25 protein-coding genes, 2 tRNA genes and 1 pseudogene are annotated in these 26,639 nt (G+C 65.7%); 6 read left to right on the top strand and 22 right to left on the bottom strand.

What is annotated here, in order from left to right; all coding sequences use genetic code 11:
• Positions 1 to 11: 11 nt before the first annotated feature.
• Genes cobK through cobM form a run of 17 tightly spaced genes read right to left on the bottom strand, consistent with a single transcriptional unit; the run spans position 12 to position 16,439 of the window.
• Positions 12 to 785: a precorrin-6A reductase gene (gene cobK, locus DXD24_RS07285; protein WP_117646465.1), complete on the bottom strand. Its 774-nt coding sequence runs from the start codon at positions 783 to 785 to the stop codon at positions 12 to 14.
• Positions 782 to 1,423, bottom strand: coding sequence for a precorrin-8X methylmutase (locus DXD24_RS07280; protein ID WP_117646464.1), 642 nt, complete (start codon positions 1,421 to 1,423; stop codon positions 782 to 784). Before DXD24_RS07280 ends, cobK begins: the two co-directional genes overlap by 4 nt.
• Complete coding sequence (locus tag DXD24_RS07275) at positions 1,424 to 1,939, bottom strand: cob(I)yrinic acid a,c-diamide adenosyltransferase (RefSeq protein ID WP_117583479.1); 516 nt, start codon at positions 1,937 to 1,939, stop codon at positions 1,424 to 1,426.
• Positions 1,936 to 3,435 carry a cobyric acid synthase gene (locus tag DXD24_RS07270; protein ID WP_233502355.1) on the bottom strand — a complete coding sequence of 500 codons (1,500 nt, stop codon included), beginning with the start codon at positions 3,433 to 3,435 and terminating at the stop codon, positions 1,936 to 1,938. Before DXD24_RS07270 ends, DXD24_RS07275 begins: the two co-directional genes overlap by 4 nt.
• Entirely contained in the window at positions 3,428 to 4,651 is a 1,224-nt protein-coding gene (locus DXD24_RS07265; protein ID WP_158550169.1) for a histidinol-phosphate transaminase, read from the bottom strand. The genes DXD24_RS07270 and DXD24_RS07265 overlap by 8 nt, the downstream gene beginning before the upstream one ends.
• Positions 4,648 to 5,622, bottom strand: a complete 975-nt coding sequence (gene cbiB, locus DXD24_RS07260; RefSeq protein ID WP_117646461.1) for an adenosylcobinamide-phosphate synthase CbiB — start codon at positions 5,620 to 5,622, stop codon at positions 4,648 to 4,650. Before cbiB ends, DXD24_RS07265 begins: the two co-directional genes overlap by 4 nt.
• Positions 5,622 to 6,578: a histidine phosphatase family protein gene (locus DXD24_RS07255; protein ID WP_233502354.1), complete on the bottom strand. Its 957-nt coding sequence runs from the start codon at positions 6,576 to 6,578 to the stop codon at positions 5,622 to 5,624. Before DXD24_RS07255 ends, cbiB begins: the two co-directional genes overlap by 1 nt.
• A gap of 41 nt (positions 6,579 to 6,619) precedes the next feature.
• Positions 6,620 to 7,387 (bottom strand): adenosylcobinamide-GDP ribazoletransferase, encoded by a 768-nt coding sequence (cobS, locus tag DXD24_RS07250; RefSeq protein ID WP_117646459.1) that lies wholly within the window; start codon positions 7,385 to 7,387, stop codon positions 6,620 to 6,622.
• Positions 7,384 to 7,932, bottom strand: a complete 549-nt coding sequence (locus DXD24_RS07245) for a bifunctional adenosylcobinamide kinase/adenosylcobinamide-phosphate guanylyltransferase (protein ID WP_117646458.1) — start codon at positions 7,930 to 7,932, stop codon at positions 7,384 to 7,386. The genes cobS and DXD24_RS07245 overlap by 4 nt, the downstream gene beginning before the upstream one ends.
• Complete coding sequence (locus DXD24_RS07240; protein ID WP_117646457.1) at positions 7,929 to 9,071, bottom strand: nicotinate-nucleotide--dimethylbenzimidazole phosphoribosyltransferase; 1,143 nt, start codon at positions 9,069 to 9,071, stop codon at positions 7,929 to 7,931. The genes DXD24_RS07245 and DXD24_RS07240 overlap by 4 nt, the downstream gene beginning before the upstream one ends.
• Complete coding sequence (locus DXD24_RS07235) at positions 9,064 to 10,446, bottom strand: cobyrinate a,c-diamide synthase (RefSeq protein WP_233502353.1); 1,383 nt, start codon at positions 10,444 to 10,446, stop codon at positions 9,064 to 9,066. The genes DXD24_RS07240 and DXD24_RS07235 overlap by 8 nt, the downstream gene beginning before the upstream one ends.
• Complete coding sequence (gene cbiE, locus DXD24_RS07230) at positions 10,443 to 11,915, bottom strand: precorrin-6y C5,15-methyltransferase (decarboxylating) subunit CbiE (RefSeq protein WP_117646456.1); 1,473 nt, start codon at positions 11,913 to 11,915, stop codon at positions 10,443 to 10,445. The genes DXD24_RS07235 and cbiE overlap by 4 nt, the downstream gene beginning before the upstream one ends.
• Positions 11,903 to 12,646 (bottom strand): precorrin-3B C(17)-methyltransferase, encoded by a 744-nt coding sequence (cobJ, locus tag DXD24_RS07225; RefSeq protein WP_117564102.1) that lies wholly within the window; start codon positions 12,644 to 12,646, stop codon positions 11,903 to 11,905. The genes cbiE and cobJ overlap by 13 nt, the downstream gene beginning before the upstream one ends.
• Positions 12,646 to 13,779, bottom strand: a complete 1,134-nt coding sequence (locus tag DXD24_RS07220; RefSeq protein WP_117564103.1) for a cobalt-precorrin 5A hydrolase — start codon at positions 13,777 to 13,779, stop codon at positions 12,646 to 12,648. Before DXD24_RS07220 ends, cobJ begins: the two co-directional genes overlap by 1 nt.
• Complete coding sequence (gene cobI / locus DXD24_RS07215) at positions 13,780 to 14,469, bottom strand: precorrin-2 C(20)-methyltransferase (RefSeq protein WP_089571786.1); 690 nt, start codon at positions 14,467 to 14,469, stop codon at positions 13,780 to 13,782. It lies immediately after the preceding gene.
• Complete coding sequence (cbiD, locus tag DXD24_RS07210) at positions 14,462 to 15,646, bottom strand: cobalt-precorrin-5B (C(1))-methyltransferase CbiD (protein ID WP_221696317.1); 1,185 nt, start codon at positions 15,644 to 15,646, stop codon at positions 14,462 to 14,464. The genes cobI and cbiD overlap by 8 nt, the downstream gene beginning before the upstream one ends.
• Position 15,647: 1 nt before the next feature.
• On the bottom strand, positions 15,648 to 16,439 hold the full coding sequence (gene cobM / locus DXD24_RS07205) for a precorrin-4 C(11)-methyltransferase (protein ID WP_117646455.1): 792 nt from the start codon (positions 16,437 to 16,439) through the stop codon (positions 15,648 to 15,650).
• 511 nt (positions 16,440 to 16,950) lie between these two features.
• On the opposite strand from cobM, the gene DXD24_RS07200 reads away from it, so the two are divergent.
• The 6 genes and pseudogenes from DXD24_RS07200 to DXD24_RS10270 form a co-directional block, all read left to right on the top strand.
• A complete protein-coding gene (locus DXD24_RS07200) occupies positions 16,951 to 17,877 on the top strand; it encodes a sirohydrochlorin cobaltochelatase (RefSeq protein WP_089571781.1) in 927 nt (308 codons plus the stop codon).
• A gap of 144 nt (positions 17,878 to 18,021) precedes the next feature.
• Positions 18,022 to 18,555 (top strand): hypothetical protein, encoded by a 534-nt coding sequence (locus tag DXD24_RS07195; protein WP_117564104.1) that lies wholly within the window; start codon positions 18,022 to 18,024, stop codon positions 18,553 to 18,555.
• A 4-nt stretch (positions 18,556 to 18,559) separates the two neighbouring features.
• Positions 18,560 to 20,131 carry an ABC transporter substrate-binding protein gene (locus tag DXD24_RS07190; RefSeq protein WP_147324141.1) on the top strand — a complete coding sequence of 524 codons (1,572 nt, stop codon included), beginning with the start codon at positions 18,560 to 18,562 and terminating at the stop codon, positions 20,129 to 20,131.
• A 22-nt stretch (positions 20,132 to 20,153) separates the two neighbouring features.
• On the top strand, positions 20,154 to 21,176 hold the full coding sequence (locus DXD24_RS07185; protein ID WP_117564106.1) for an iron ABC transporter permease: 1,023 nt from the start codon (positions 20,154 to 20,156) through the stop codon (positions 21,174 to 21,176).
• Positions 21,177 to 22,493, top strand: coding sequence for an ABC transporter ATP-binding protein (locus tag DXD24_RS07180; RefSeq protein WP_117646454.1), 1,317 nt, complete (start codon positions 21,177 to 21,179; stop codon positions 22,491 to 22,493).
• A gap of 29 nt (positions 22,494 to 22,522) precedes the next feature.
• Positions 22,523 to 22,699 (top strand): annotated as a pseudogene (locus DXD24_RS10270) (IS3 family transposase); the annotation flags it as partial.
• Between the two features lie 51 nt (positions 22,700 to 22,750).
• Here the strand turns inward: DXD24_RS10270 and DXD24_RS07170 are convergent.
• The 5 genes from DXD24_RS07170 to DXD24_RS07150 all read right to left on the bottom strand — a co-directional run bounded on the left by DXD24_RS07170 (position 22,751) and on the right by DXD24_RS07150 (position 26,635).
• Positions 22,751 to 23,362, bottom strand: a complete 612-nt coding sequence (locus DXD24_RS07170; RefSeq protein ID WP_158548925.1) for a TetR/AcrR family transcriptional regulator — start codon at positions 23,360 to 23,362, stop codon at positions 22,751 to 22,753.
• A gap of 118 nt (positions 23,363 to 23,480) precedes the next feature.
• Entirely contained in the window at positions 23,481 to 24,785 is a 1,305-nt protein-coding gene (locus DXD24_RS07165) for a lysylphosphatidylglycerol synthase transmembrane domain-containing protein (protein ID WP_117564109.1), read from the bottom strand.
• A 151-nt stretch (positions 24,786 to 24,936) separates the two neighbouring features.
• Positions 24,937 to 25,013 (bottom strand) — tRNA-Glu (locus DXD24_RS07160).
• A gap of 22 nt (positions 25,014 to 25,035) precedes the next feature.
• A tRNA-Glu gene (locus tag DXD24_RS07155) sits at positions 25,036 to 25,112 on the bottom strand.
• A gap of 128 nt (positions 25,113 to 25,240) precedes the next feature.
• On the bottom strand, positions 25,241 to 26,635 hold the full coding sequence (locus DXD24_RS07150; protein ID WP_117564110.1) for a CCA tRNA nucleotidyltransferase: 1,395 nt from the start codon (positions 26,633 to 26,635) through the stop codon (positions 25,241 to 25,243).
• Positions 26,636 to 26,639 lie beyond the last annotated feature (4 nt).

Here is a 26,639-nt window from a genome sequence, read left to right as displayed (position 1 = left end):
GCGGCGAGCGCCTAGCGCGCGAACTCCCGTAAGAGCGCATCTTCCACTTCCCGAAGCGAAAGGGTCCCGCCTCCCTCGGCGGGACGGGTGACCACGATACAGCGCGCTCCCACGGCGCGCGCTGCGGCGAGCTTCTCGGCCGTGCCGCCTACGGTTCCCGAGTCCTTGATCACAAGCCACTGGGCGCCCACCTGCCGAAGCATCGCCTCGTTGAGCTCGCGGGTGAAGGGCCCCTGCATGCCGATGACGTGCGACGGCGAAAACCCCGCGTCGATGCACTTCGTTATAGCACCGGGCAGCGGGAGCACACGCACGAAGAAGCGCTCCGCGAAATCGGCGACGCGCGTGTAGGGGGCAAGCTCCTTGCTCCCCGTCGTGAGAAGAACGCGACCCGGGTTCTCGGAGAGAAAGCGCGCCGCGCAGGCAATCGACGCGACCGGCACGATGCCTTTGGGCAGCGCCTCGACCGGGCGCGCAAGGCGCAGGCATCGTGCACCCACGGCGAGCGAAGCGGCCCGGATGTTGTCGCTTGCGAGCGTAGCGAAGGGGTGCGTGGCGTCGACGACGATGCGCGCGCCGGAAAGCTCGCGCTCCATGTCGGCATCGTCGAGCCTGCCCGCATGCACCTCGATGCCCGGAAGCTCACCCAAAAGCTCGCCTCCGTACTCGGTTGCCGCGTAGGCACGGGCGGGGATGCCCGCCCCGCTCGCCCATTCGCACAGAAGGCGGCCCTCGGTGGTGCCGGCGAAGATGCGCAGCGCCGGCACGGATGCGGGGGCCGTCACTTCGCGCCACCCGTGCGCGTGATCTGGTAGAGCAGCGCGTTCATAATGGCGGCCGCCACGGTCGAGCCGCCCTTGCGACCCCTCGCGACGATGGCCGGCACGCGTCGCGCGAGTAACTCCTCTTTCGCCTCGACCACGTTCACAAACCCGACCGGCACCCCAACGATGAGCGCGGGCGCGATCTTCCCCGCGTCCATGAGCTCGGCGAGGCGCAGAAGTGCTGTGGGAGCGTTGCCGACGGCCACGATGAGCGGGCCCTCGATGCCGCTAGCTTTGTCCATGCTCGCAACGGCGCGAGTCGTGCCCGTGGCGCGCGCAGCCGCGGCGACATCGGGGTCGGCCATGTAGCACACGGCCTTGCAGCCGAGCTTCTCGAGCGCGGGCTTGCTTATGCCTGCGAGCGCCATGTTCGTGTCGGTGAGCACCGTGGCCCCTGCGCGCAGTGCGTCGAGCGCACAGTGCGCGGCGTCATGGGTGAACACGAGGGAATCGGCGTACGAGAAGTCGGCAGTGGTGTGGATGACGCGCTTCACGACGGGCTCTTCGAGCGGCGGGAACGTGCGGCCGCCAAGCTCTTCGGTGATGATCTCGAAGCTGCGCCGCTCGATGTCGCCGGGCGCCATCTCCTTGGAATCCATCTAGTACTCCACTCCTTCCCTTGCACATATCCCCTGCTCGTAGGGATGTTTCTCGCACCGCATCTCGGTTATGTAGTCGGCCTTCTCTACGATCTTGCGGGAAGGCGCGCGCCCGGTGAGCGCTACTTCGACGCCGCGCGCGGACATATCGAGCGCGCGGTCCACGAGCGCCTCGTCGACAAGCCCCTTCGAAAGCGCGTCGAGCGCCTCGTCGAGCACGAGCAGTCCCTCTTGCGCGCCCTCGAGCTCGGCGAGCGCAGAAGCGAGGTTCCCATCGTGCAGCTCGCACGTCGCGGCAAGTTCTTCCGACGTCATCGACCAGGTAAACTTGTCCGACACCTTCCCCGCGAACACGGGCACGCCGAAATGCTCGGCGAGCAGGCGCACCTCCCCGCTTTCGCCGTCTTTCAGGAACTGCACGACGACGACGCGGCGGCCTGCAGCGAGCATGCGAAGGGCGAGGCCCATCGCCGCCGTGGTCTTGCCTTTGCCGTCGCCATGATACACGTGGATCATACGCCCTCCTCGATAATGCGGTAGACATACTCCATGTCGAGCGCCCCGCGCACGACGTCGGCCAGGCGGTCAAACTCGCGCGCACGGTGATCGGCTGCGGACGCCGCGCCCGCAGCACCCACGACGCTCTCGGGCAGGCCGCGCATGCGCGCGAGCGAGCGCGCGAGGGCGAGCGCAACCCCCGGTTCGTCGAACAGGCCGTGGAGATAGGTTCCGAACACGTTTCCGCAGGCCGCGCCTTCTGGTTTGCCGCCAATTGTGCCCGCAGGGGCGCAGGAGACGGTCGTTTCGCCGTCGTGAATCTCGTACCCGCGCGCCGTCATGCCGTTCCACGCCGAGAACGCGCCTTGGGCGCCCGTGATGCGCAGCTCCGACTGGGCGAGGCGCTTTTCCTCCTTGAACACCGTACTTGCAGGGATGAGCCCGAGCCCGCGCGCGGTGCCAGCGCCTTCCCTGCCGTGCGGGTCGGAAAGCTCGTCTCCCAAAAGCTGGTAGCCTCCGCATATGCCGAGCACCGGCGTGCCCGCGCCCGAAAGCGCGCGTACACAGGCTCCGATGCCGCTAGCCGCAAGCCAGCGCGCGTCGTCGAGCGTAGTCTTCGAGCCGGGAAGCACCACCAGGTCGGGTCGGCCCAGATCGGTCGTCGAGGAAACGTAGCGCACGCCCACGCCGGGCACGCGCGAAAGCGGGTCGAAGTCGGTGAAATTCGACAAATGCGGAAGGCGCACGACGGCGACGTCGATGACGCCGCGCGCCTCGCGGGCAGATAGGCGCGGCGCGAGCGAGTCCTCGTCGTCAAGGTCGAGCGTAAGATACGGCACGACACCCACGACGGGAACTCCGCACATCTTCTCGAGCGGGGCCAAACCCGGGCGCAGGATTTCCACATCGCCGCGGAACTTGTTTACCACAAGCCCCCGCAAAAGCGCGCGGTCCTCGGGCGCAAGGAGCGCGACCGTGCCGTAGAGCTGGGCAAATACCCCGCCCGGGTCGATGTCGCCCGCAAGCAGCACGGGGGAGGACACGGCGCGCGCGAGCCCCATGTTGACGATGTCATTTTCGGCAAGGTTGATTTCGGCGGGGCTGCCGGCGCCCTCGATGACGATGACGTCGTTTTCCTCCGCGAGCGAATCGAACGCCTCCAAAATCTGCGGCATGAGCGCCTTCTTTCGCGCGAAGTAGTCCCTCGCAGCGAAGGCTCCCTGCGCCTTGCCGGCCACGATGAGCTGGCTTCGGTGGCCGCTTTCAGGCTTGAGCAGGATGGGGTTCATGCGCACGTCGGGCGGGATGCCGCACGCCTCGGCCTGCATGATCTGGGCGCGCCCCATCTCGAGCCCGTCGGCCGTGACACCGCTGTTGAGTGCCATGTTCTGGCTCTTGAAGGGAGTCACGCGCAGGCCGTCCTGCGAAAGCACGCGGCACAGCCCCGCCGCAAGCAGGCTCTTCCCCGCGTTCGACATGGTGCCCTGGATCATGATGGGCTTGGCCCTACCCACGGGTATCGACCTCCTTCGCCAAGCCTCGGCCATCCGCGCCCGCCATAGCGCCGCCGCAAGAAGCGCCGCCCCGTTCGTCGGGTTCGCCTTCGCCCGATGCACCTTCCGCCCGAAGCGCGCGGCCGAACGCCATCGCAAGCCGGGCGTTCTCCCTGTGCGTGCGCACCGCGACGCGGCACCAGAAACGGGACAGTACCGAAAACGAGTCGCACGTGCGGACCAAAACACCCTGATTATACAGGCGCTCGGGGATGTCTTTCGCCGGCGTGCGGACTAAAAGGAAGTTCGTATCCGACGGCACGACGGAAAGCCCGAGCGAGGAGAGCTCGTGGGAAAGCCACGCTCGCTCGCCCGCCAATACGTCGCGCGTGCGCGAGACGTATTCAACGTCTTCCAGGGCGGCGATGCCCGCGGCCTCGGCGACCGAGGAGACGGGCCACGCCTGCCCCGCCCGGCGAATCCCCTCGATGAGTTGGGCGTTTCCGCTGATCAGATATCCCAACCGCAACCCCGCCATTCCGTAGAGCTTGGTGAACGCGGAGAGCACGGCCACATGGCGCGAACACGCGGCGCGTGCGGCCACGCTCCTTTCGCGGGCGTCGGGCGCAAATCCGAGGAAGCACTCGTCCACGACAAGCAGCGCGCCCACCTGCTCGCAGCGGCAAGCCGCGGCCTCGATCACGCTGGGGTCGACGAGGCGCCCCGTCGGGTTGTTCGGATTGCAGAGGTACGCCACGTCTCCCGGCCCCTCGATCGCGCGGGCGAAGGAGGCGGGCACGTCGAAGTCGTCCGCTTCAGAGAGCGGGAACTCCTGCACGCATGCGCCGTAGTACGATGCCGCCTCAGCATATTCAGAGAACGTCGGCGCGCACACGACGATGCGTTTCGGGCGCACCGCCGCTGCGAGCCGCCAGATGATGTCGGACGCGCCCGCGCCGCAGACGATAGTATCTTCGGGAATGCCCTGGTCGCGCGCTAGCGCGCGAACGAGGGCGAGGCTTTCCCTATCGGGGTAGGCGTCGATTCGAGAAAGCGCCTTGCAAGCTGCGGCGACGGCGCGCGGCGAGGGGCCTGCCGGATTCACGTTCACCGAGAAGTCAATGAGGTCGGAGGCACCCCCTTCGCAAGCGATGCCGAGCGATTGCGCGCTGCCCCCATGCGTGCGGGCGCGCAGGATTCCCCCGGCAGCCCGGGGCGCGGCGTGGTCTTTCCTCATGCCATCGCCCCCACGGCGAGTACGACCGCCGCACGCGCGGCGCCGAAGACGACGAGCGCGCATACGGACGCGGCGAGCATGAGCCTTGTCGCCCGGGCGATGTCGCCCCACTCGATTTCGCGGGACGCGTCGCCTATCGTCGGTTTCTCAACGAGCTTACCGAAATACACCGCGGGTCCTGCCAGGCGCAGTCCGAGCGCACCCGCGCACGCCGACTCGGTCTGCGCCGCGTTCGGGCTCGCATGGCGACGCCTGTCGCGGCGCCAGATGCGCGCCGCCCCGCGCGCGTCGAGCCCGACGATCGGGCACACGGCGATCATGAACAGGGCCGATAACCGCGAGGGAATCCAGTTCACCGCATCGTCGAGGCGCGCCGAGGCGCAGCCGAAGTCGATGTAGCGCTCGTTTTTGTAGCCCACCATGCTGTCGAGCGTGTTCACCGCCTTGTACGCCATGCCCAAGGGCGCACCCCCAATCATAAGGTAGAAAAGCGGCGCGATGACACCGTCGCTCGCGTTCTCCGCCACCGTTTCCACGGCGGCGCGCGCGACACCCTGCTCGTCGAGAACAGACGTGTCACGTCCCACGATGAGCCCGACGGCTTCGCGCGCCGCGACAAGTCCGCCCTTCGAGAACGCGCGGGCAACGGCCAGGCTCTGGCGGCGCAGCTCGCATGCCGCGAGAATCTGATAGCTCGCCCATGCCTCGGCCACGAAGCGCAAGCCGGAGTGAACCATGCCGCAAAGATGCAGGATTCCCCAGGTCAAAAGCCCACACGCAAGCGGAAGCGCCACGGCGAGCACAAGCCCTGCGGCGCGCGTACCCGCGGACGTTTGCGGGAATGCGCCCCGCAGGCGGCCTTCGGCCCACGTGATCGCGCGCCCCATGGCGACGACGGGATGGGGAAGCCAGCGCGGGTCGCCGAAGGCAAGGTCGGCCGCGAACCCGGCGGCGATGGCAAGAATCGTCATCACCGGGCATCGCCCCCCGAAGCGGGGCGAACGTCGCGAAGGCAGCGCCCATCCCAAGTGGCGGCCCATGCGCCGCCCGGCTCGGTATGCACGTCGAAGTATCCCATTTTCGGGACAGCTAGCTCGGAGAGCAGCGCTTTCACGGTACCCGCGTGAACGACGAAGACGGCGCGCCCGCTCCCCTGGGCGCGCTCCGATTTGCACGCCTCCCGAAACGCCGCGACGACGCGGCGGGTGAAATCGCTCTTGTCCTCGCCATGCGGGCAGCGCGTCTCGCACCAGGAGTCTACCCAGGCGCGATAGCGCGCATCCTCTTTAAGCTCGGCGGCGCTTCGCCCCTCGAAGTCGCCGAAATCCATCTCGCGCAGACCGGGGCACGCCATAAGCTCCGCATTCGGGAAGAGGATGCGCGCCGTCTGGTCGGTGCGGACCATGCCGCTCGTGATAACACGGAACACGTCACGATCGCACGCGAGGTCGCGCAAAGCGCGCTCGCCCGCAATCGACAGGGGCTCGTCGGTGCCCGCCCCGCTGTAGCGATGGTCTTCCGTGCCCGCCGTGGCACCATGGCGCACGAAGACGACTTCCAAAGGCGCACCCGCGCCCTGCGTCCCTCGAGGCGCATCGGCAAGGTTTCCTTTGATGACCTGGGGAATCCCGCACGTCATGCGCACGACGACGTCGGCGCGCGCAGCGAGCGCGCATCCCAGGCGCCCCGCGCGCTCGCGCCATTGGGCGTCTTCCGCACGCATGGGGACGACCCCCGAGCCGACCAAGGGCAGAATCACTGCGTCGAAGCCGATCAGCCGCTCGAGCGCCCGGTCAGCGTCGAGCGCGCGTACGAGTTCCTCAGCACGGTATGCGACGCGGCCGGCAAAAGCCGCGGGCACGCCGCCCTCCGCAAGCTGCGCCGCGTCGACGAAATCGTCCGCCGCGAACCCGAGCTTTTCACGCACGAAGGTCCTCTTCCCCGAATGCGCGCCACCTACCACGAGCATCATAGGAGCATGCCCCCCGCCACCAGCATGGTAAGCATCGCGAGCTCGGCCCATTGCAGAAACCATCCGGCCAAATCCCCCGTCACCCCGCCGAAGCGGGACAGGGCAACATGGCGGTACCACGCGAGCGCCAAAAGCCCCGCCACCGCCATAAGGGCGCCGACAGCCTGAGCGCACGCGACCATCCCTGCAGCCGAAGCCGCAGCGAAAGCGCAAAGCGGCACGACGATCGCCGCGCGCTTCTTCGCAGGCGAGAGCCCCGCGGCCATGCCGTCCGCCCGCGCGGCAGGCCAGCATTCAACGGCGAGTCCCGAAAGCGCGCGGGAGAACACGAGCGAGCACAGAAGCGCGAGGAACGCCCCCGCCGTAAGCGGCAGCGCGGTGAACAGGGAAAACTGCAGAATAAGGTACACAACAACACCGATGACCCCGAAGGCGCCCGCCCGCGGGTCGTGCATGATCTCGAGCTTTCGCTCGCGCGGGGCCCAACTTGCAAGCGCATCGGAGGTGTCGCAGAGCCCGTCTAGGTGGATGCCTCCCGTCAGCGCAACAGGCAGCGCCACGAGCACGGCCGCGACGATGGTCGCGGGCACGCCGAGCAGGTTCGCAACGTGTCCCCACGCCGTCATGAGGAACCCTTCCGCAAGGCCCACCAGGGGAAACGCGGCAAGCGCATGGGTTGACCCGAAATCGGTCCAGGCCGATTTCGGGACGGGGATGCGCGAGAACGTTCCGAACGCCGCGCCGATTGCCTCTGCTATCTTCACCTTGTAGGTCCTTCACCTTTCATCCACACGGGAATCCCGCATACCACTTCGACTGCGCGGTCGGCCAGCGCCGCCACGCCCGCGTTCACGCGCGCGAGCGCGCGCCTCCATGCCTCGGTCCCCTCATCGTAGCGCATCTCATCGGCGAACACGTCGACGGTGACCACCACCGTATACGCAGCGGCCTGAGCGAGCCGTTCGATGCCTCCGAGCACCTCGCGCGCCGCAGCGTCGGGGTCACGTGGGGACAAGCCGCCTTCCGCGAAAAGCTCGTTCGCAACCAGGTTGCCCACGTCCTCCAAAAGAAGCGTGCAGCCGCGCGGAAGCCCGGGCACTGCGGCGCCCACGTCACGCGTGCGCTCGAGGGTGGAAAACCCCTTGCCCTCGCGCAGCGCCCGATGGCGCGCGATGCGGCGGGCGCCCTCTTCCCCGAAGGGCTCCATCGTTGCCAGGTACACGCGGGGGCCGTCGTGCCCGAGGCACAGGGACTCGGCGTAGGCGCTCTTGCCGCTCGTGGCGGCGCCGATGACGAGCGTCACCGTCATTTCCCGGCCTCGAAATGCTCGTAAGCAGCCATGCCAGTCGCCGTGAACGTCTTCCCATCCCGGTACACGCGCAGCGCCGAATCCAGAAGGGGCAGATACGCCATGGCGCCCGCGCCCTCGCCCAAGTGCATGCCTGCGTCGAGGGGTGCCTTTATGCCGAGCTCGCGAAGGAGCTCCCGGCTTGCGGGTTCACTTGATGCGTGGGTGCCCACGAGGTAGCCCAAGGCGTTGGGGCTCAGGCGCGCCGCGCACAGAGCCGCCGTGCAGGATATGACCCCGTCGAGGAGCGCCGGCGCCTTCGAGGCCGCGGCCCCCAGGTAGAAGCCGCAAATCGCCGCGATGTCGAAGCCGCCCACCTTCGAGAGCACGTCGATCGGGTCGGCGGGATCGGGCAAGTTCGCGTCGATAGCGCGCTCGACCACGTCGCGCTTGCGCGCGAGCGAGGCGTCCGAGAGCCCCGCGCCGCGCCCGACGAGGCTCCGCGCGTCCGCCCGGATGAGCACTGCGGCCACCGCCGCCGAGGTGGTCGTGTTGCCGATGCCCATCTCGCCCGCGGCGAGAAGGCGCACGCCGGCGCGGGCAAGCCCGCACGCGACGGCGATTCCGACCTCGATCGCGCGCACGGCCCCATCTCGAGACATAGCGGAGCCGTGCGCGATGTTGCCGCTCCCCCGCCGCACGTTCGCGCGCACCATGCGCGCGTCTTCTATGCCCCGGGCCATACCCACGTCGACGGGCACGACCTCGGCACCCGCGAACGCCGCCATGCGGCAGGCGCTCGTGGCCCCCTCGCACATGTTACGCGCGACGGCTCGCGTCACGTCTTGCCCGCTTTGCGACACGCCTTCGGCAACAACCCCGTTGTCGGAGAAGAATACCGCGAGCGCACGGGGAAACTCGGCCACCTCGGCGCTCCCCTGAGCTGCGGCGATACACGCGACGGCGTCTTCAAAGTCGCCCAATCCCCCCAAGGGGTGCGCGATGGAGTCCCACGCGGCGTACGCGGCGGCGCGGGCGCACTCGTCTGCGGGCTCGATCCGGGAGAGCGTGGCTTCGAGCACGGCGCCCGGCGCCGACGAGAACGCGCGCTCGACTTCCTCGCGGATGCAGGCAAGCGCGGTTTCGGTTGCTTCAGCCATGCCGTCTCCTCTCTGCAAACGACGCCGCGGCAGACGCGAACGCGCGCGCAACGTCGGGGTTCGCAGGATAGTACACATGCGGGAAGCCCGCAACCAGGGACGGGGTGGTCGACATGCACGGCCAGCCCTTGTCGCGCCGGGGCTTCAGCGCCCAAAAGTCGCCGCCCGGGCAGGTGGACTGCCAGTAGTGGAACTCGTGCGCGCGGATGCGTGTGCCGCGCGGCCCGTAGAGCCCGTCGCGTTGGGAAGTGAGCTCCACGTACCCGAAATGGGACAGCCTTCCCCCGTTCTCGCTTGCGCCCTCAAGGGCGCCCGCAACAGGCCAGCGCCGCCCCTCGCTATCGGCGATTTCGCGCTGCAGGTACAGAAACCCACCGCATTCGGCGACCGTCGGCATGCCGGATTCCACCGCGCGCCGCACCGCCTCGCGCATCGGCGCGTTCTCGGAGAGCTGCCGCGCATGGAGCTCCGGGTAGCCGCCCCCCAGATAGAGGGCGCTTGTCCCCCGGGGCAACTCGCTATCACACAGGGGGCTGAAAAAGGCCAGCTCGCAACCAAGGTCCTCGAGCGCGTGCAGGTTCTCCTCGTAGTAGAACGAGAACGCCTCGTCACGCGCGACGCCGACGATGGGCCGCGCTCCCGCGATCGGCTCCAACCGGTAAGGTTCCTCGCGGATATCGGGGGCCGTCGCAGCTATTTCGAGCAAGCGGTCGACGTCGACGCTCTTTTCCACCAGCTCGGCCATCTTGTCGATGCGCGCGGAGAGCTGCTCGACCTCGTCGGCGGTCACAAGCCCCAGATGCCGGCTTTCGAGCGAGAACGTCTCGTCGGCGGGGATATTCCCCAAAACCGCGACGCCCGTGTGCTTCTCGATCGCAGGCGCCGCGTAGGCGCAGGCAGCGGCGCTCGTCCTGTTCAGCACGACGCCGCGCACGTTCGCACAAGGCAGGAACTCGGCGATGCCGCGGATTACGGCGGCGAGCGATAAAGACGCCCCGCGCCCGTTCACCACTAAAACGACCGGCGTTTCCGTGTCGCGCGCAACCTGGTAGCTGCTCGCTTCGGCCACGCCGGGCGCCATGCCGTCGTAGAAGCCCATGACCCCCTCGAGCACCGCGACATCCGCACCCGCGGCGCCGCGTGCGAGCAGGGCGCGCAGCGTCGGGGCGTCAGCGAAGAAGCCGTCTAAGTTGCCCGAGCGCGCACCCACGACGCGGCGGTGAAAGAGCGGGTCAATGTAGTCGGGGCCACATTTGAAGGCCGCGCATGCAAGGCCGCGACGCGCGAGCGCGCGCAGGAGCGCGCACGTGACGACCGTCTTGCCGCTCCCGCTCGAGGGCGCAGCGACCATGAAGCGCGGGATGGACGTGCTCACCGGGCACCGCCTTCCCCGCCTGCGGCGTTGCAGTTAGCAAGCGAGACCACCTCAACGGATGGGTTCCCCTCGACAGAGGGGTCCTCCCCGACAGGCGACTCAACAAGCGCCCCGACATCGGCAAGCTCCTCGGCATCCGCGCCCGTACCACGCGCGCTGACGAGGAACACGGGGTTTTGTGCCTTCATAAGATGGTGCGAGCCTACAGCCTCAGCGCGGGCGGCCGACACCTGGCACGCCTCGAACCCCTTAAAGCGCGAACCCGAGAGGAGCGCGCACGCCTCGGTGAGCGTCTCAACGGTGACGCATGGCACGCACAGGCGAACCTGCGAGTTCTTCTCGAGCGCCGCCTCCACGATGGAGGGAAGCTCGCCCGCGCTCCCGCCGACGAACACGGCGTCGGGGACAGGCAGTTTCGCGAGCGCTTCGGGGGCGACACCGGGGACCGCATGCACGTTGCCGCACCCGAATGCATCCGCGTTCTCTCGGATGAGCCGCACGCCGGCCGCGTTGCGCTCGACCGCCCATACCGACCCCGCTCGCGCGACGAGCGCCGCCTCGATCGACACGCTCCCCGTGCCGGCGCCGACATCCCACACGGTGTCGGTCGCGGTAAGGCGCAGCTTCGCGAGCGCGACGGCGCGCACCTCCTGCTTGGTCATGGGAACGTCGCCGCGGATGAAGAGCTCGTCGGGAATGCCCGAGGAAGCGTACGGCCAGCGGGAGCTCGCGGCGCGGGATGCGCCCGCAGAGTCCGCCGCGAAAGAAGCAGCCGCGGGCGCAGACGCGCCGGCCGGCGCCTCGGAGGCTGCGCTAGAGCCCGCAGGCGACCCGGCGCAGCCTGCGAACTCGATAAGCATCACGTTCAAGTCGTCGAACGTCTGACCTGCGATTTCACTTGCGGTCGCGCAGGTGATGCGCTCGTCGGGGTACGACAGGCGCTCGGCCACCGTCACGCGCGCGTCCCCGAAGCCCGCCTGCACAAGCTCGCCCGAAAGCCGCGAGGGGTCTTCCCCGCCCGACGTGGCGAGGAAGAGCTCACCTGCGCGCTCGGCCTCGGCCACGATGTCGCACGCCACGCCGTGAGCGCTCGCGAAGCGCCAATCCTGCCATGGACGCGCGAGGCGCGCGGCGAGATACGACGCTGAGCTTATGCCGGGAATGACGCGCACGTCCACCCGCGCGTCGCCGGAGAGCGCCTCCACCAGGCGGCGCGCGCCGCTGAACAGCCCCACATCGCCCGTCATCACGACCACGGCGCGCTGCCACGACGCCGCATCGGTGAGAGCGGCGACGATGTCCGCCGTCTTCACGAGCTCGCATCTCACCACGTCGGGCGGCACGTCGATGCTGACAAGCGCGCGATGAGCGCCGATGACCACGTCGGCGATGTCGATCGCGTCGAGCGCCGCGCGCGAGAGCAAGTCGGGGTTTCCGGGCCCCGCCCCGATGATCGTTACCTTTCGCATGGAATCTCCCGATACCCGCGCGGCGTGACCATACGGCCGCCTACGCGCTTCGTGTCCGCGTTGCCGACGAACACGGTGGTGAACATGTCGGCGTCGAACTCCCCCAGCTCGGAGAGCTTGCACATGCCCGACTGCTGCCCCTCGCGCCCGATGTTGCGTACCCAGCCGCAGAGCGTGTCGGGGGCCTTCCATTCGAGCATAATCTTCGCCGCGCGCGAGAGCCTGTCGGCGCGCTTTCTGCTGCGCGGGTTGTACAAACAGATGCAGAAGTCGGCGCTCGCCACGGCGGCGAGCCTGCGCTCGATGACCTCCCACGGCGTAAGCAGGTCGGAGAGCGACACGACCGCGAAGTCGTGGGCAAGCGGGGCGCCGAGCACCGCCGACCCGCTCTGAGCCGCGGTGGCCCCGGCGATAACTTCCACGTCTACATCGGGGTAGTCCTCCGCAAGCTCCAGCACGGGGCTCGCCATGCCGTACACGCCCGCGTCACCGCTGCACACGAGCGCCACGGCTTCTCCGCTCTGCGCGCGCGAAAGCGCCAGGCGGCACCGTTCGACCTCGTGCATCATCGGCGTCGCGAGATGCGCCGCGTCGGGCACGGCGGCGAGCGCGAGCTCCACGTATTTCGTGTACCCCACAACGATGTCGGCCGCCTCGAGCGCGCGCCGAGCCGCAATCGTCATGCCGTCGGGGCCGCCCGGACCGATCCCCACCACGAAGAGCTTTCCCATCACCGCTCCTTAAACGAAAGTTCGATAGTTACCTTGGAAAACGCGACGGTCACGCCGCCGTGAGCGAGCTTCGGGAAGATAAGTTTGCCCCCGTCCGCGAGCGCCGCGCGCTCGCACACGTTGTCGACCCCCACCGTCGCGCGCACGAAATCAGATGGCGAAACGCTGCCTTCGACCTGCGACAACTCCTCTGCGGAATACGTCACAAGCGGGATATTGCGCGCGCGACAGAAGGCGAGCAGACCCTCCTCGTGCGCCTTCACGTCGATCGTCGCCGCTTCGCGCACGGCCGAAGGCGAGATACCCGCCTGCCCGCACGCGAGAAGAAACGTCTCCCCGATCGCTTCGGCGCACGCACCGCGACGGCACCCTATGCCCGCAACGATGCAGGGCACGACAAGGCGAAGCGGCTCGGGCGCAGACGTCTGCGCCCGCACGCCCGCCGGCTTCCCCGTCTCACCGGCGGGCACGACCTCGCCCGTTGTCTCCGCCGCGCGAACGGACGCACCTGCATTCGCGCCAGCGAACGGCGACACGACAATATCGGCCCGAGCGCGGTCGGACGCAATGTCAACCCCCTCAGGCAGCTGTCCCGAAATCGGCATGTCGGAATAGAGCGCCACGCGCCCGCCCGAAAGCAGCCGCGCCGACACTCGCTTGATGGCTTCGGGATTCGAAACGGCGAGCCCCGCACAGCGAGCCCACGTATCCACCGCCCACACGCCGCGGACGTCGGTCGCCGTGGTGATGACGGGGATGGCCCCTGCCGCGCGTGCCACAGTTTGCGCAAGCTCGTTCGCACCGCCCAAATGCCCCGACAAAAGCGGGACGGCAAAGCGCCCCGCCTCGTCGATCGCCACAACCGCGGAATCGCTTGCCTTCGAGGCGACATGCGGCGCGATCGCCCGCACGGCGATGCCCGCCGCGCCCACGAACAGAAGCGCGTCCGACGCTTCCCACGCGAGCGCCGTCCATGCGCGCAGGTCGGCCTTCCACTCGCCGAACCCGCGCGAAACGGAAACGTCCCAGCCAGGGTCATCTTCACCTGTCTGCGCGCAATCGGAAAGCGCGTGTGCGATGCGCTCCGCCAACGCATACCCCCTCTCAGTGAACGCTATGCAGGAAACCCTCATCTAGCGCACCACCATCGTCGAGAAGTAGCTGCCCCGATCGGGCACATCGTCGAGCGAGCGGTACACGCGCTCGCCCGGAAGCCCACAGTCCTCTACGAGCTCGGCACCGTCGAAGGCGCCCTCCTCGCGAAGGATGCGCTTCGTGTCCGCAAGCGAGCGGCGCGCCTTCATGACCACCTTCGTCCCCGGCCAGCCGATTGCGCGGCGCACGTCGTCGTAGCCGCCGGGCACGATGTGCAGAGGCGACGACATCTCGGGCGTGAGGTCGCGCTCGAGCGCTGCGGCGACCGCGCAGAAGCTCGGCACGCCGGGAATGGCGCGCGCCTCGAACCCGCAGGCGCGAACGTCGGGCGCTATGCGCTGGAAGGTGGCGTAGATGCTCGGGTCCCCCAGGTTCAGCAGCGCGACGTCGCGGACCGCATCCAGGTGCGCGACAAGCTCGCGAACAAGCGAGGCATGCTCGGCCGTGCGGCGCTCGGCGTCGCGCGTCATCGAGAATCGCACGGGGATCACCGTCTTGCCTGTAAGGTCGACGGCGCCGCGCACGATGTCGAGCGCGACCATGGCCCCGTCCGCCGTCTGCGGTGCGGCGATGACCGGACACGATTCGATTGTGCGGACGGCCTTGATCGTGAGCAGCTCGGGGTCGCCAGGCCCCGTGCCCACCCCGTACAGCACGCCTTTACTCATACGTAGCCCCCAATTCCCCGATAACTGCATCGGCGCCCGACGTGCGGAAAAGCTCTCGGCGCTCGGCGTCGAACACGACCGCGGCGATGTCGCATGCGCCCGCCGCGCGGCGGCGCAACCTGTCATCGATTGCCGCAGCGAGCGAGGCGCGCGCAGCGTCCCCCACGCCGGCGGCCTCGATTACCTCGAGCGCCGCCGTGGTCGTGACCGACGACATGATCTCGCGCACGGTCTTCGTGCCCGCGCCGGCCAAGGCCGCGTGGGCGGCCAGAATCTCCGCGCGGCAGTCGGCGGTACGCGAATGGGTGTCCATGATGCCGCCCGCGACCTTCACCAGCTTGCCGATGTGTCCCACAAGAAGGACATTGGTAAATCCCTCGCGAACGCAGCAATCAATCGCATCGCCCACGAAGTTGGAGATGAAGACCACCGGCGCACCGTTTAGGTGGAAATGCCCCGAGATGAACTGTGCGCCGTAGTTGCCGGGCGTAAGCACGACTCCGCGCCGCCCCATAGCCGCATGCTGCCGGATCTCGAGCTCGATGCTGTCGCGCAAGGCAGCGAGGCTGCGCGGCTCGACGATGCCCGTCGTGCCCAGGATGGAGATGCCGTCCTCTATCCCCAGGTGCGGGTTGAAGGTCTTTTCGGCAAGGGCAACACCCTCGGGTACCGAAATCGTCACAGCGATATTTCCAGAAAAGCCGTGCGCGGCGCACACCTCGCGCACCGCCGAAGTGATCATCGCGCGCGGCGTCGCGTTGATGGCGGCCGCCCCCACCGGCTGCTCGAGCCCGGGCAACGTCACGCGCCCCACGCCCACGCCGCCATCGACGGAAACTTCCGATTCGCGCGCGGGCACGCCCTTGCTGCCCGCAGCACCCGTGCCCGACCCCGCATGTTCCACGCGCGCGTACACGAGCACGCCGTCGGTCACATCGGCATCGTCGCCTGCGTCCTTTCGCACGGCGCACTGGGCGCACCCCTCGCCGATACATGCGTCGACCACGTTCGCCTCGACGGGCAGCCCGCCGGGGGTGACGATCGACACGCGGCCGACGGGCTTTCGTGACAAGAGCATCTCGCAGGCCGCCTTCGCCGCGAGCGCGGCGCAGCTCCCCGTGGTGTAGCCGCAGCGCAGGCGGGTCGTCCCGGTATATATGTAGTGCTCGAAGGCCACGCTAGCTGCTCGCCTTCCGATACCCTGTGGCAAACGAAGGGTCGTAAAGCTTGCTGCGCTCGTACGACTCCGCTTGCGCGCCGTTGTGCGCAAGCCCGCCGCGAGCTCCGAGCACGCGGCCCACCACCACGAGCGCCGTGCGGTCGATGCCCTCTCGCGCGCCCGCATCGGCGAGCGTGCCCACTGTGCATCGCACCACGCGCTCCTCAGGCCAGGTCGCCTTGTACACGAGCGCCGCCGGCTCGTCGGAGCTGCGGCCCGCGGCCAAAAGCTCGGCGGAAAGCTCGGCGAGCATACCCGAGCTCAGGAAGATGACCATAGTCGAGCCGCTTTCCGCCATGGTGCGCATGCCCTCGCCCGCGGGCATGGGGGTGCGCCCGGAAAGCCGCGTGATCACGACCGACTGGCTGATTCCCGGCAGCGTGTATTCCTGGCGAAGCGCCGCCGCGGCACCGCAAAAGCTCGACACGCCGGGCACCACCTCGTAGTCCACGCCGCGCGCGTCGAGCGCGTCCATCTGCTCCTGGATGGCGCCGTACAGGCACGGGTCGCCCGTGTGCAGGCGCACCACTTCCTCGCCCCGCGCATCCGCCGCGCACATCACGTCGAGCACTTCCTCCAAGGTCATGTGCGCGCTGTCGCAGACGACGCAGGATTCCTTGCACTCGGCGAGCAGCTCGGGGTTCACAAGGCTCCCCGCCCAAACGACCACGTCGGCCGCGCGCAGAAGACGCGCCCCGCGCAGCGTGATAAGGTCGGCGGCGCCCGAACCTGCGCCAACAATATGAATCATCCGAGCCTTCCCTTCCCGTTTCTCATCGCAACCGTTTACGCCGCCCTTCGCGCAGCAGGCAAGACACGGCGCCCGCAGCGGCAATCGGCGCAAATACGTAGGCAGGAGGCGCAATGCCGCCCGCCCTGGCTTTGACACGCCCACAAACGCCCACTATCATAGTGGTAGTTTCGGCAACGAGCATATGACAATCGAATAAAAGGAAATGACCGGCGCGGCGCCCACACAGCCCGCGCTGGCTTGCGGAGGGAACCAGGTGGGAATCCTGGGCAAGGGACATTACTGTGTAGGACGCGCGGGCGAACCGCCTCGCGCCCCAAGCCAGACTGCTTCGCCTTTTCCTCACGGCATCGCCGTGGCGTTATCTCCTTGTGAACCCCGAGGAGTGCGCTTCCCTTTCGAATGCAAGAAACAGGCGCGCTATCCCTTTGCGGACGAGCGCGCTTTTCTTTCGCTTGTGCCGATAAGCAACTGTCGCCGGGGGACCGGCAAACCGAGGAAAGGGAAAACCATGTCCGACCAGATGTCACGCCGCGGCTTCATGGGCGCCGCAGCAACCGGAGCCGTCGCGCTCGCCGGATTCGCGCTCGCGGGCTGCTCCAGCACCTCCGCGAGTCCCGAGAAATCGAGCGAAAAGGAGAAGGCCGTGAAGCCGGTCATTCTCGTCACGAGCTTCGGCACGAGCTACAACGACTCGCGCCACATCACCATCGGCGCCATCGAAGACGCTATCCGCGAGAAGTACTGGCAGGACTACGACATCCGCCGCGCCTTCACCGCGCAGATCATCATCGACAAACTGAAGAAGCGCGACGGCATCACGATCGACAACATGACCGAGGCGCTCGACCGCTGCGTGGAAGACGGCGTGAAGGAAATCGTCGTGCAGCCGACGCATCTCATGGCTGGCCTGGAATACGCCGACGTGAAAGACGAGCTCGACAAGTACGCCGACAAGTTCGACAAGATCTCGCTCGGCGACCCGCTGCTCACCTCCGACGACGACTACAAGAAGGTGGCCGCAGCCATTAAGGAGAACATGGCGTCCTTCGACGACGGCAAGACGGCGCTGTGCCTCATGGGCCACGGCACCGAAGCCGATTCCAACGCCGACTATGCCAAGATGCAGGAAGTGTTCAAGAACGAGGGCTTGACGCAGTTCTTCGTCGGCACCGTCGAGGCTGAACCGACCTGCGAGGATGTTATCGCCGCTGCGAGCGCCGCAGGGTACAAGAAGGCCGTGCTCGCGCCGTTCATGGTGGTCGCGGGCGACCACGCGAACAACGACATGGCAGACGAGACCGACCCCGACAGCTGGGCTGCGAAGTTCGTGGCCGCCGGCTTCGAAGTGACGTGCCTGCTCCAGGGTCTGGGACAGAACGCCGCGGTCGACGACATCTACGTCTCGCACGTGGACGACGCCATCGCCAAGCTGTAAACTCGCCGCGCACGGGGGCGCCGGTCGCGTCCCCGTGCAACGGGCATGCGCCTTCCCCGACCGACGGCGCATGCCCGTTGCATTCGCATCCCGCCCGCCCACCGCACGGCGCGGGCGGTAGAAGCGATTGAAAGGAACCCCTCCATGTTGAAGAAAACCCTCGTCTTCGCCCTGTCGGCGGCGCTTCTCGCGTTCTCGATCGCCGGCTGCGCCGGAAATTCAAGCGACAGCGCAAAGGCAAGCAATACCGATTCCCAGGAAAAGACCGAGCAGGCGGCCGATGCGACCGAGGGCGCAAGCGCTGCCCCCATCACCGCCGACAAGGTAGCCGACGGCACCTATCCGATCACCGTAGATTCCAGCTCGAACATGTTCAGGATTGTGGACGCCCAGCTCATCGTGGAAAACGGCTCCATGCACTGCGTGATGACGCTTTCCGGCACGGGCTACGGCAAGCTCTTCATGGGCACGGGCGACGAGGCTGCCGCCGCGAGCGAGGCAGACTTCATCCCCTATGTGGAAAACGGGGAAGGCAAGTACACCTACGACGTGCCCGTTGATGCGCTCGACGAGGACACCGCCTGTGCCGCGTGGAGTATTAGAAAAGAGCAGTGGTACGACCGCACGCTCGTGTTCGAATCCGCCGGCGTCGATCTGCGCGCCGACGCACTGAAGTAACGCCATGCGGTCGATTCTTCCCAAGGGGGAAAACAGGAAGCGCCGCAGCATCGCGGCGCGCGCGATCGCCTGCGTTCTCGTCGCCCTGCTCGCGCTTCCCTTCGCGGGGTGCAGTGCGAGCCCGAACGCGACCGGTGGCACGGCGGGCTCTCAGGAATACACTGTGAATGTCTCGCTTTCCGGCGGGTCAGGGCGCGCAAGCATCGCCTCACCCACCACAATTGTGAAAGATGGCGACACCTACACCGCGACCATCACCTGGTCGAGTTCGAACTACGACAAGATGACCGTCGACGGCGTGGACTACGCGCCCGTAAACGACGGCGGCAACTCCACGTTCGAGATACCCGTCACGCTCGACGAGGACATCGCCGTGTCGGCCGAGACCGTCGCCATGTCGACGCCGCACACCATCGACTACACGATCCACTTCGACTCATCCACCATGAAGGAGAAATCGGGCGACGATGCAAGCGGCGGCTCCCCTGCAGGAACGGCTTCAAGCGCCGCGGCCGACTTCCACAACGCCGATTTGGGCTGCGGCTGGGAGCCGACGGGGGCGCTTCAGCTTGAATACGCCGAGCACTTCACTGTCGACGAGTTCGAAGGCGGTCTGCGGCTTATCTGCGTTTCGAATGGAGAACGTTTCCTCGTGGTGCCGCAAGATGCGAAGGTACCTGATGGGTTGAGCTCCGACATCGCGGTCATAAGGCGCCCCGCCGACAAGGTGTACCTCGTGTCGTCGGCGACGATGTGCCTAGTCGACGCGCTCGATGCGAACGACAATATCATCATGTCGGGCACGAAGGCCGACGACTGCTCGGTCGTGGGCTTCAAAAGCGCACTCGAAAGTGGGGCGATCGCCTACGGCGGCAAGTACAGCGCGCCCGACTACGAGCGAATATCGGCCTCGGGCTGCACGCTCGCCATCGAGAACACCATGATCAACCACACGCCCGATGTGAAGGAAAAGCTGCAGAAGCTCGGGCTCGTCGTGCTCACCGAACAGTCGTCGAGCGAGCCCGAAGCACTCGGGCGCGTTGAGTGGATTAAGCTTTTCGGCGTCCTATTCGACAAGGAAGACGAGGCCGCGCACCTGTTCAACGAGCAGAAGGCCCGCGTCGAGCAAACGTCGGGGCTCGCGTCGTCAGGTAAAACCGTGGCGTATTTCTACATTAACTCGAACGGGGCCGCCGTCACGCGGCGGGCGGGCGACTACGTGGCGCAGATGATCGAGCTTGCAGGCGGCAGCTATGCGCTCGATGACGCGCAGGCGTCGTCGACGTCAGGTTCGTCAGTAACGCTCGAAATGGAGCGCTTCTACGCGACGGCGAAGGATGCCGACATCATCGTCTACAACGGCACCATCGACGAGTCAGTTACCACCTTGAACGACTTCGTAGGCAAAAACGCGCTATTGTCGCAGTTCAAAGCCGTGAAGAACGGCAACGTCTGGGTCACAAGCGCCGACATGTACCAGCAGATGACTTCTACCGCCGACATTATCGACGAGCTGCACGGGGCGTTCACCGGCGATAACGCGAGCGACTTCCATTATCTGAGGAAGCTCGGTTAGCGCCATGAGAAGCCGGCTTTCCATGGCATACGACGAATCGGGGCGCGCCGCGCGGTGTCGCGTCGTGACGGCGCTGCTCGCTGTTGCCCTCATCGTGCTCGTCGGGGCCAACCTGTGCATCGGGAGCGTGCTCGTGCCCGCAGACCACATCCCCGGCATCCTTTCGGGCGGCGCGGCCAATTCCATGGAAAGCCAGGTCATCCGGGAGATTCGCCTGCCGCGCGTGCTTTCAGCCGTGCTTCTCGGCGGGGCACTTTCGCTTTCCGGGTTCCTGCTGCAGACGTTTTTCAACAACCCCATCGCCGACCCGTTCATCTTGGGCGTCTCCTCGGGCGCAAAGTTCGTCGTCGCGCTTACGATGATCGTACTTCTAGGCGCGAACATGGCCATGTCTTCGCCGGCCATGGTGGCCGCAGCGTTTCTGGGCTCGCTTATCACCATCGGCTTCGTGCTCCTCATCGCACGGCGCATAAGTTCCATGGCCATGCTCATCGTGGCGGGCGTCATGGTGGGATACATCTGCTCGGCGGCGACGAACTTCCTCATCGCCTTCGCCGACGACCAGTCCATCGTGAACCTGCACAACTGGTCTTTGGGTAGCTTCTCGGGTTCGAGCTGGGACGACATCGCGGTCATCGCGGTCGTGGTGATCACCGTGAGCGCATGCGTATTCGCGATATCGAAGCCCCTTTCCGCCTTCCAGCTGGGAGAAGCCTACGCGAAAAGCGTCGGCGTGAACGTCGAACGCTTCCGCGTGGTGCTCGTCCTTCTAGCGAGCATGCTCTCCGCCTGCGTGACCGCGTTCGCTGGTCCGGTGTCGTTCGTAGGCATCGCGGTTCCGCATCTCGTGAAGTCGGCGCTAAAGTCGTCGAAGCCCATCCGCGTGATTCCTGCGTGCTTCTTGGGAGGCGCCATCTTCTGCGCGGGCTGCGATTTGATCGCGCGCACGCTGTTCTCTCCCGTCGAGCTTTCCATCAGCGCCGTCACCGCCATCTTCGGCGCTCCGGTGGTTATCGCGCTCATGTTGAAGAAGCGGGTGAGGTAGATGGGGGAATTCGTGCCGCGGCCCAAAACGCTCGGAGGGGACATTCCATGCTTAGACAGTCCTGAGCTCGCACGAAAGCGCCAGAAGGCACTTTCGGCTCGTGCGGAACTGCGCGCGGAACGCCTCCTCCGAGCGGAGCCGAACCTCGAAACTACGGTCGAAACGCAGGCTGACGGAGCGCCGCTTTTCCACATAAGCGACCTGTCGGCGGGCTACGACAAGAAGGTCGTAGTCGAAGGCGTCGATCTGGAGGTTCGCGCGGGCGACGTCGTGGCGCTCATCGGGCCGAACGGCTCGGGCAAGTCGACCATCTTGAAAACCATCACACGCCATCTGGCACCGCTTGCCGGCGCAGTCGAGCTCGACGGGCGGGAGATTTCCCGATGGAAGACGGCGGAGTTTGCAAGGAACCTTGCCGTTATGCTGACAGATCGCCCCCGGACCGAGCTCCTCACCTGCCGCGATGTCGTAGAGGCGGGAAGGCACCCCTACACCGGGCGAATGGGCACACTCTCGCCCGACGACCATAGTCGGGTCGACGAGGCCATGAAAACCGCACATGTGGAAGAGCTCGCCGAGCGCGACTTCATGCAGATAAGCGACGGGCAACGCCAGCGCGTCATGCTCGCACGCGCCATCGCGCAGGATCCGCGCGTGCTCGTGCTCGACGAGCCCACGTCATATCTCGATATCCGCTACCAGATCGACCTGCTGCGAATACTTCGCCACCTTGCGAAATCGCGGAATGTGGCTGTCATCATGTCCATCCACGAACTCGAGCTCGCGCAGAAAAGCGCCGACAAGGTGATTTGCGTGAAGGACGGCCGGGTCTTCCGCGCCAGCGCACCCGAGGACATATTCACGCGCGAGACGATTGGCGAGCTCTACGGCCTTCAACATGGCACCTTCAACGAGCGCTTCGGCAGCGTGGAAATTGGACGCCCGCACGGCGATGCGCACACGTTCGTCATCGCCGGCGCAGGTACGGGGTCGGCTGTGTTTCGCCAGCTCATCCGGCAGGGCAAGGCGTTCTACACGGGCGTTCTGCACGAAGGGGACATCGACTGCGAGCTCGCGCGCGACCTGGCGGCGGAATGCGTGGCCGAGCGCGCCTTCGAGCCGATCGGGGATAGAACCATAGCCCGCGCCAAAGAGCTCCTCGTCCACTGCGCGCGCCTTATCGTGTGTCCCGCCGCCTTCGGCACCATAAACGCCCGCAACGCAGAGCTCGTCGAGTTCGCACGCTCGCACGGTATCGAGGTCATGCGAGCGTGCGAAGGCGCATCGGAGGATTCCCAATTGGGGTGGAAAGGATAAACTGGACTTTCTTTTAAGGATCCTCAGGCTACAGCTCCTACGCCGGCGAGGTCTACAAGGCGCCGGAGAACCTCGTAAACAGGAATTTCCACGCCGACGAGCCCAACCTGCTGTGGCTCACCGACATCACCGAGTTCAGGCTCCCGGGCGGCGAGAAGGTCTACCTGAGCCCGGTCATCGACTGCTTCGGCGGGATGCTCGTCGCCTGATCGATCGGGCTGCACCCCGACAAGCGCCTCACGAACTCGAGCCTGCGCCTAATCCAAGCGAGATTCCAGACTCGACAGGCCATTGAGAGTCAGGTCGTTGGCGACCTCCGAGACGCGCTCGATAGGAACCGAGCCGTCAGACAGCGCCCATGTGCGATAGATTCCGATAATACCCGACAGCAAAAACGCCAGATAGTAGTCGAACATCTCGTCCTTGAGACCTTGGGGCAGCAGATCGCGCTCGGCAATCTCATGCTCGAGCGGCACGCGCAAACGCGTCATAAAATCGTCGAGCGGGATGTTTTCAATCAGCTGGCGATTGAGCACGAGGTTATTGCAAAGTGCCTCGTTGATGGTCTTAAAGAAGGTAGCCGCCGCTCCAAGGGCGCGCTCGTTGGGGTCACTGCCCATAGTGGAAAGCGTCTTTTCGACCGAGTCGACGATCATCTCGACCACATCGGCGGCGATGGCATCGAGCAGGCCGTCGACCGTGCCAAAGTGCACGTAGAAGGTCTTGCGATCGACATTTGCCTCACGCGCGATGGCACTCACGGTAATATCGGCAAGCGGTTTATCCATCAGCAGGCGCTCAAACGCAGAAAGGATGGCATTGCGGCTGCGAACGATGCGGCGGTCGAGGCGCGGTTTGCTGGTGTCCATGGACGTGTCCCTTCGGAATGTGAGCATTCATCAACAGATGAGAGTTAATCAACGTAAGAGGATTATCCCCCATCCGGCACAAAAAAGCCCGGCAACATGAAGAACGCACGACCAACTGTTACGCCTTAGGGAGCTTCTTTTTGTTCAAAGCAGCCGGGGACACACGAATGCCGTCACCTGTCTGGCGCACATAGGCCTTATGCGAGGGTTTGGCGGCCCCAGAAGCCTTCTGAGCATGCTGATTGGGATCCACGGTAACCGCATTCACAGGATGGGGCTTTGCAGGCTTAGAGGACGTCTGAGGCGATCGTCCGAGCTTGCGCATCGCGCGATCCCAGCGTGAGTGGATACTCTCGTTGTGAGCGCTCTTAAGACCCAGCAGGGGCGCGGCCAAAATCGTCGGCGCGATAAACGTAATGAGGCGCCACAGCAGATAACCGGCGGTCGACGCCGACCCAAAGAAATGACCCAGGAACAGCGCGAAGCCACCCTCGGCACCGCCGGTGCCACCGGGCAGGGGAACAGCAGAGCTCAGGAGCTGAACAAAGGCGCTCGCGGCCATGACCGAGAAAAAGTCGACTTCGTGGTGGCCAAAGGCAAGCATCAGGAAATACGGCACGAGGTAGAAAAACGCGAGCTGCAACATGGTGATGACCACCGTGAGCAGCATGGACGAAAAGTGGCCGGCTGAAAGCTTGAACTTCTCGGAGAAAGAGTAGATTTCGCCGTCGACAAACGTACGCCAGCCCTCAATCTTGGTGGCCGAGACGCCCATTCGCTCGAGCCAATTGATGATGCAGTGCGCGACGCGCGTGACGGTCTTGGGCATGAGCGCGACGGCAAAGATGCCAAGCAGAATGCAACAGTGACCGCCAAAGCTAAAGACGCACAGCAGCGTCATGTCGCCATAGCGCTCGGCGAAAAACGGCATTCGGGCAAGCAGCAGAATGGCGCCCCAGGCAACGAGGCCAAACTGATACACGATAAAGCGCGTGAACTGCGTGGCACCGGCCTCGCCGACATTTTGGCCTGCCTTGGTCAGGCGGTAGATCTGGGCGGGCGTAGAGCCCATCATCATGGGCGTCAGGTTGCCAAAGAAGATACCGCTCGCCTCGACCGAGATCAGGTCGCGAATGCCGACGGGCGAATTGGGATCGAGCCAGACGGCGATCGCATAGGCGACGATGCCAAAGAACAGGTACAGGAACATGCAAAAGCATGCAGCAACGAGCCACGGCGCCTGAACGCTCGACATAGCGGCCCAGAACTGTCCCATCTGACCGGTCACAATCAGATAAACGATATAGCCAACCAGCACGACGCCGATAAAAATGGCACCGCGGCGTGCACCCTTGTTGTCATCGCCGCCCGAGGCCTCAACCTCGACCTGGGGCTTAGATGTATGCTGAGAGGACTCCGTCATGAGGCTCCTTCTGACCGTCCAAATATCTTGCATATTGTACCCGCAAGGGCCACAAGCAGAACGTAAAGCTATGGGCCAAATGGGAATTGCAGATGGTTTGCTCGGAAATAAAAAACCCGGGCTTCCGTGGGAAGTCCGGGTCTCAGATTCATGGTAGCCCGTACCAGATTCGAACTGGTGATCTCCGCCTTGAGAGGGCGGCGTCCTAAACCGCTAGACGAACGGGCCATAAGCCTCAGCAGAAAAGAAGTGGTAGCCCGTACCAGATTCGAACTGGTGATCTCCGCCTTGAGAGGGCGGCGTCCTAAACCGCTAGACGAACGGGCCACATGACATCTGCACTGCCGTGCTGCGAGGAAATATATTACGGGACAAAAAACATCAGCGCAAGAAGAAATTCCAAATTGCCGAAAAAATTGTCGGCAGGTTATGGAACGCGCAGGTCAACTGGTTAGCTAGTTCAAGTTGAGATGAGCCAGGAGGGCTTCACGGTTGTTGGGGATGTTGTCCTCGATCACGGCGTCGAGGGCAGCGTTGAGAAGCTGCCCCAGCTCCGGCCCCGGCTTGACGCCGGCGCGGATCAGATCGCCACCATTGATGGCAAGCATCTTGAGCGTATAGGGCTCCCCCGCCTGCAGCAGATCGTGGGCGAGCGTACGCATCTCCTCGATCGTCTCGACGTAATAGAAGCACGAGGGCGCCTTGCCGAGCGTGTCGGCACGCTTAAGGTCCATGAGCTCGTCCATCAGACGCGGCGTATCGACACCCTCGCCCGAAAGCGCGCGCATCATATTGAGCAGGCAGGAGCGCTCGGGGCGCAGCGGCTTGTCATGGTATTTGATCAGCAGGCACACATCGCGCACCAAATCGTGCGAGAGCGCTAGGCGATCCATGATGACACGCGCCTTCTTGGCGCCGAGCTCGGGATGACCATAGAAGTGTCCGCTGCCGTCGTGATCGACCGTAAAGCACTCGGGTTTGGAAACGTCGTGCAAAAACGCCGCCCACATAAGGCTCGACGAGGGCGCGACGCCGTCGCACAGCGCCAGCTCCCCTGCCACCGTCAGCACGCGGGCGATATGCTCGTAGACGTTAAACGCATGATAGACACTGCGCTGATCAAACCCGCGAGCGGACGCGAGCTCGGGCACGGCGGCGCAAACAAGCTCGGGGTAGCGCAGCATCGCGTCTCCCCCGTGGCCCGTCGAAAGGATGCCCTCGAGCTCAATGCCCACGCGCTCGCGCGCCACAGCATCGAGCAGCGGCGCGCACTCGGCAAGTGCCTGTTTGGTCCTAGGCTCGATCATAAAATCCAGACGGCAGGCAAAACGCACCGCGCGCAGCATGCGAAGCGCGTCCTCGTTAAAACGACGCTTGGGATCTCCAACAGCGCGGATGAGCTTACGCTTCAGGTCGCCCTGGCCATCGTAGCGGTCGACAAGACCGCGCTCGGGATGCCAGGCCATAGCGTTAACGGTAAAGTCACGACGCGCCAGATCGTCCTCAAGCGACGCCGCACGCTCCACGCTCTGGGGATGACGACCGTCGGTATAAAAACCATCCAGGCGGTACGTGGTGACCTCAATACGCTCGCCATCGCAAATAGCCGTGATGCCGCCAAATTTGATGCCCGACTCAACCACGGCAATATCAGCCGCCTCGAGCGCCGCTTTGGACTCCTGCCACAGGCCGCTGCAGCACATGTCAACATCGTGGCTGGGGCGCCCCATCAGGGCATCACGGACCCAACCGCCCACGTACCAAGCCTCAAGACCGGCTGCCTCAAGCGCACGCAGGACACGGATGGAGGCATCGGTCGGCTTCGTACCGTTAAGCGAAACATTGCACATGCCT

The sequence above is a fragment of the Collinsella sp. TF12-2AT genome (assembly GCF_003436735.1).
In the GTDB taxonomy this organism is placed as follows: Bacteria; Actinomycetota; Coriobacteriia; order Coriobacteriales; family Coriobacteriaceae; genus Collinsella.
This window is presented reverse-complemented; position numbering and strand designations above follow the sequence as displayed.